Annotated in this window: 5 protein-coding genes; 4 read left to right on the top strand and 1 reads right to left on the bottom strand. The window is 30.7% G+C overall.

The annotated features are described in order from the left end of the window. Positions 1-102 precede the first annotated feature (102 nt). From ACKI5C_RS00655 to ACKI5C_RS00640, 4 genes are read left to right on the top strand one after another with little or no spacing between them, the layout of a single operon-like run. Positions 103-1,209, top strand: a complete 1,107-nt coding sequence (locus ACKI5C_RS00655; protein ID WP_407431015.1) for an ABC transporter substrate-binding protein — start codon at positions 103-105, stop codon at positions 1,207-1,209. An 8-nt stretch (positions 1,210-1,217) separates the two neighbouring features. Further along, the gene (locus ACKI5C_RS00650; RefSeq protein WP_407431013.1) at positions 1,218-2,231 is read left to right on the top strand and encodes a FecCD family ABC transporter permease; all 1,014 of its coding nucleotides are present in this window, start codon (positions 1,218-1,220) and stop codon (positions 2,229-2,231) included. Then, positions 2,222-3,016: an ABC transporter ATP-binding protein gene (locus tag ACKI5C_RS00645; RefSeq protein WP_407431011.1), complete on the top strand. Its 795-nt coding sequence runs from the start codon at positions 2,222-2,224 to the stop codon at positions 3,014-3,016. The genes ACKI5C_RS00650 and ACKI5C_RS00645 overlap by 10 nt, the downstream gene beginning before the upstream one ends. Then, complete coding sequence (locus ACKI5C_RS00640; protein ID WP_407431009.1) at positions 3,013-3,582, top strand: FmdE family protein; 570 nt, start codon at positions 3,013-3,015, stop codon at positions 3,580-3,582. The genes ACKI5C_RS00645 and ACKI5C_RS00640 overlap by 4 nt, the downstream gene beginning before the upstream one ends. Positions 3,583-3,592: 10 nt before the next feature. On the opposite strand, the gene ACKI5C_RS00635 is transcribed toward ACKI5C_RS00640, so the two are convergent. Further along, positions 3,593-5,365: nitrous oxide reductase family maturation protein NosD (locus ACKI5C_RS00635; protein WP_407431007.1), on the bottom strand; the 1,773-nt coding region annotated here is incomplete at its 5' end.

Below are 5,365 nucleotides of genomic sequence, written 5' to 3'. Positions count from 1 at the left end.
TAATTTTTTAATTTAATTAAATTTAGCTCTTATAACTTTTTTAGTAAATTATTTAATATGTTGAGAATAAATATTCATATCAAAGATTATAATGTGGTTGACATGGAAAAGAAAAGTAAAATTATTATATTGATTTTAATTCTTTTAATAGTATTAGGTATTGCTACTCATTTGTTTTTGACTCCTTCAACAGTTGAAAACTCAGGATCTAAAAATATTACCGATATGATTGGCAGGCATGTTGAAATACCTGCATCACTTAATAAAGTTGTTGCAACTTCTCCACCAATGACTACAGTAATTTATATGATTGCTCCGGAGAAATTATCTGCCTTAAATTTTGAATGGACTGATAGTGAAAAGGTTTATGTTCCATCACAATATCGGGGATTACCTAATATTGGTGGTTGGTATGGAACACAGGATGGTAGTTATGAAGAATTTATTGCTTCAGAACCGGATATTGTAATTGAATCAATTGATGAAGGTGGGGATGGAGATTTGTCTACTGTTAATGAAAGGCAATCTAAATTTGGTAAAATACCTGTTGTAGCAGTCAATGATACTACAACTGTTAAAAAAGTTGATTCCTCTATTTTATTCATAGGTGAAATTATAGGCTCAGCAGATAAAGCTCAAAAACTGGTTAATTTCAATGATAAATATTTAAATGAAGTTCAGGATAAATCTTCTAAATTATCTGATAATAATACGAAAACTGTTTATTATGCTGTAGGAAATGACGGTTTAAAAACATATCCATCAAATTCGACTCATGGTCAACTGATTGATTTGGTTGGTGGAAAAAATGTTGCAAATTCAATTAATCAGGGAAATACCACTAGTGGTTTTCAGGTATCAATGGAACAGGTAATAAGTTGGAATCCTGATGTTATTATCACTACCGACCCTGAATTCTATGCTAAAGTTTATAATGATTCCAATTGGGCTAATATTAATGCAGTTAAAAATCATGAAGTTTATTTATCACCACAATCTCCATTCAAGTGGTTTGACAGACCTGTTGGTGCAAATATGATTATTGGTGTTCCTTGGACTGCAAAAGTAATTTATCCTGATCAATACTCTGATATAGATATGATTTCAGTTACTAAAGAGTTTTATTCAGACTTTTACCATTATGATTTATCAGACGATCAAGCAAAACAAATTTTATTAGGTTCCGGTCTTAAAGAAAAGAATTTATAGGGGATTTTATGAAAAAGGAAAATAAAGAAATTATAAGTATAATACTTTTAGTATTTTTACCTGTAATTCTTTTTTTCGCATCTTTTTTAATGGGAAGATATCCAATTAGTCCGGTTGATGTTATAAAAACTATACTAAGCCCAATATTCCCGCAATTAACAGTTTCATCAACGGTTAATACAATTGTTTGGCAGATAAGGCTTCCAAGGATTTTGGCTGCTATTCTTGTTGGTGCTTCACTTTCAATGGCTGGTGCTGCATTTCAGGGAATATTTAAAAACCCATTAGTATCTTCTGACCTTTTAGGAGTATCAAATGGTGCAGGATTCGGTGCCGCATTAGCTATTTTATTTAGTGGGTCTAGTGTTATAATCCAAATTTTTGCATTTCTTTTTGGTATTATTTCTGTTTCTATAACATATTTAATATCAAGAGCATATAAATCTGGGGGAATATTAATTTTGGTTCTTTCTGGTGTTGCTATATCGGCATTTTTCAATTCTTTAATTTCTGGGGTTAAATTCATCGCGGATCCTGATGATAAATTACCTGAAATAGTTTATTGGTTAATGGGAAGTTTAGCTTCTGTTACAATGGATGAAATAATAATGATTTTGATTCCATTACTGATTGGATTTATTATTCTTTTCTTACTTAGATGGCAAATGAATATTTTAGCTATGGGTGATGAAGAAGCACAATCTTTAGGTTTGAATCCTTCAAGAATACGACTTATAATTATTGTGGGGTGTACATTACTGACTTCTGCAGCTGTATCTATTAGTGGTATTATAGGTTGGATTGGTATGATTATTCCACATATGGCAAGAATGATTGTTGGGCCAGATAACAAGATTTTACTTCTGGCATCATTAAGTTTGGGTGCGAGTTTTTTACTTTTAATAGATAATATTTCTCGTGTCGCTATTTCAATAGAGATACCGATAGGTATTCTAACGGCTATTATTGGTGTTCCTATATTCTTATATTTACTTAGAAGGGGGTACTCAGATTGGCTTTAGATGTTAAAAATATTTCATTTTCTTATAATGATGAATTAATTTTTGAGGATATTAGTTTTTCAATAGATAAAGGGGATGTTTTATGTATACTTGGACCTAATGGGACGGGAAAAACTACATTAATAAAATGCCTTAATAACATTCATAAGATAGATTCTGGTGAAATATTAATTAATGGAAAAAATATTAAAAGCTTATCTTTCAGTCAAATATCAAGACACATTGGTTATATTCCACAATCACATGTGCCTACATTTTCTTTTTCAGTATTTGATGTTGTATTAATGGGAAGAGCACCTTACTTAAATTTGACGGATAATCCAAAAGAGGAAGATAAAAAAATTGCTTTGAATGCTCTTAAAACATTAGGTATTGAAAATTTAAAAGATAAGGAATATACTAATTTAAGTGGTGGAGAACGTCAACTGGTGTTTTTAGCACGTGTTTTATGTCAACAGCCGGATATTTTGATATTGGATGAACCGACTTCTCATTTAGATTTTGGAAATCAAATAAAATTTTTAGAAATAACAGATAACTTGGCTAAATCGGGTTTATCTATTATTATGTCATCACATTTTCCTGATCATGCTTTTTTAAGTTCAACAAAGGTGGCTATAATGAAAGATGGATCATTTATTGACTTTGGAAAACCTGAAGATGTAGTAACTGAGAAAAACTTAAAAAAAGCTTATTCAATAGATGTCAAGTTAATAAATATTGATGATAATAGGAAAATATGTGTTCCTTTAAAAACAAATTTAAAATTAGGTGGTATTGAATGAATCAAAAAGATTATGAAGAACAATTAGCAAAAGCTGGTGAATTTCACGGAGAAATCTGTGGCGGAATAGCTATTGGTACTAAATTAGCTATGTATGGTATGGAATTAATGGGTATGGAATTGAATACCCGTCATAAAAACTTAATTGTATTTTTAGAGATTGATAGATGTATGGCGGATGCAGTTCAATCCGTAACCAAATGTTCAATGGGTAAACGTTCTTTAAAACAGATGTATTATGGTAAATTTGCAGTTACATTCTATGATATGGACACCGGTGAAGCAATTAGGGTTTGTGATGCGGACGCCAATAAAAAAGAAAAAATTAAAGAAACTCGTGACGAAATGATTGAAAGGTTTAAAACAACTCCTCCTGAAGAGTTATTTACATATGAAAAAGTTAAAATTTTAGATATTCCTGAACCTCAATTGCCGGGAAGTGCTCATTCAACTGAAATATGTCATGTGTGTGGTGAAAAAGTAACTGATGGTCGTCATTTGGTAAGAAATGGTAAGGCAATCTGTAAATCATGTGCAGAAGGCTCTTATTATCAAATAATTGAATGAGATAGTAAATTTAATTACTATCTTTTAATTTTTCTATTTTTTTTGGAATTTCAGAATCTGGAACATTATATGTATAAGTTACTCTGAAAGGTCTATCACTATCAAATAAAGAACCTGAAGATCCGTCGATAATGTTTCCTGTTGAATTATAATGGTCTTTTGAAAATTCTAGTGTAGCTACCCCCTGATGAGCGGTAATTACTATTTCTTGCTGTAATGCAGTATATGCATTTAATGTGAAGTGGTATTTAAAATCAGGTAATTCAGTTACTGTTTTATTATCTTTTACAAAAGCAACGTTATATTTGCCTTCTCCACTATTTGTTAGTTCAATGTCAATTAGTGTTGTTTTAATTCTTGGGCATATTGTTCCTGGTCCAGTATTATTGTCTCCCCATTTTGTGTAAAGTGTTGTTCCATACCAGTTTGGACCTAATTCGAGTTTTAAATCATCATCCCATTCTCCGGGTCCATAAATTCCTGCTGGATTTGCACTAACTTCTCCTAAAATCATTAGGCTGGGTCCTTTAGCATTATTGTAAAGTGCATTATTTTCTACAATCAATGTGGCTCCGGATACAGGAGTGTAATTTTCATTAGCTGTAAAACCTTCAATAATACTGTCTCTAATTTCATTTCCAGTAATTTTTATTCCTGATGAATTTTCAGAGTCCAGGAATATTCCCATATAGTTTTCATTGATTAGATTATCTTTTATGTTAATATTGGTTCCTGAATGCCTTACACTAATTCCATATCCGTATGGGCCTTCTACCATATCCATTGTGTACCATCCGATTTGGTTTGAAATATTATTGTCTGAAATTTCTGTGTTTTTCACATTTTTATCAAATTCTATTCCAAAGTTGTTTTTAGTAATGGTATTTTCTTTTATTATTGTATTGTCTGCATTTTTAAGGTTTATTCCATTTTTAAATTTTGTTATTGTGTTGCCGTCAAGTTTAGTTTTTTGACCACTAATGTCTACTCCATTTCCTTCAAGCAACACTTCACTAGAATTGTGGTAATTAATTTTATTTCTAGATGCTGTATTGTTTATTACATTATTTTGAACAATAGAATTTTTCACATTATTAATTGCAATTCCTGACCCATTATGCGCATTAATTTTTGTATTTTTCACAATCACATCATCACAATTAACTGTAATAACTGAATTTTTTAATTTACCATTTAAAACAGCATTATTTCCATTTAATAAAATGGGTTTATTAATATTAAGGGAGATATCTGAATAGTTACTCCCTTCAAATTTTGCGGCTACTTTTTTTGTAGTAGAATCTAAAATGGATTGAATTTCATTATTGGATAAATTTGGAGCAATAGTTATTGTTTCAAGCACTTCAATAGTATTTGAAATAATTGAATCTTTATTGCTGGATGTTATTATGTATTTACCCACACCTAAATTAATATTGAGAGCACCTATTCCATTAATGTCAGTCGTCCTTGTATAAAAGACTCCGTTAACATTGAATGTTATATCCTCTCCAGATACGGATTTGCCTTCTCCATCAACTAATTTTACTTTAAACTGCTCGGTAATCCCATATTCTTTTACTAAATCGTCAGCAATTAAAAGCGGTAAAACTTTAACGGTGTTTGATGCTAAACATCCATTATATTCTGTGGTTATAATGTATTCTCCTGGGTTTAAGTTAATGTTTAATTTAGCTACTCCGTCTTTATTTATTTCTCTTGTGTAGAATACACCATTGATGTTGAATTTGACGCTTCCGTTATTTACTGGGTTTCCGGTATC

Origin of the sequence: Methanobrevibacter sp., assembly GCF_045646045.1 — an archaeon.
In the GTDB taxonomy this organism is placed as follows: Archaea; Methanobacteriota; Methanobacteria; order Methanobacteriales; family Methanobacteriaceae; genus Methanocatella.
This window is presented reverse-complemented; position numbering and strand designations above follow the sequence as displayed.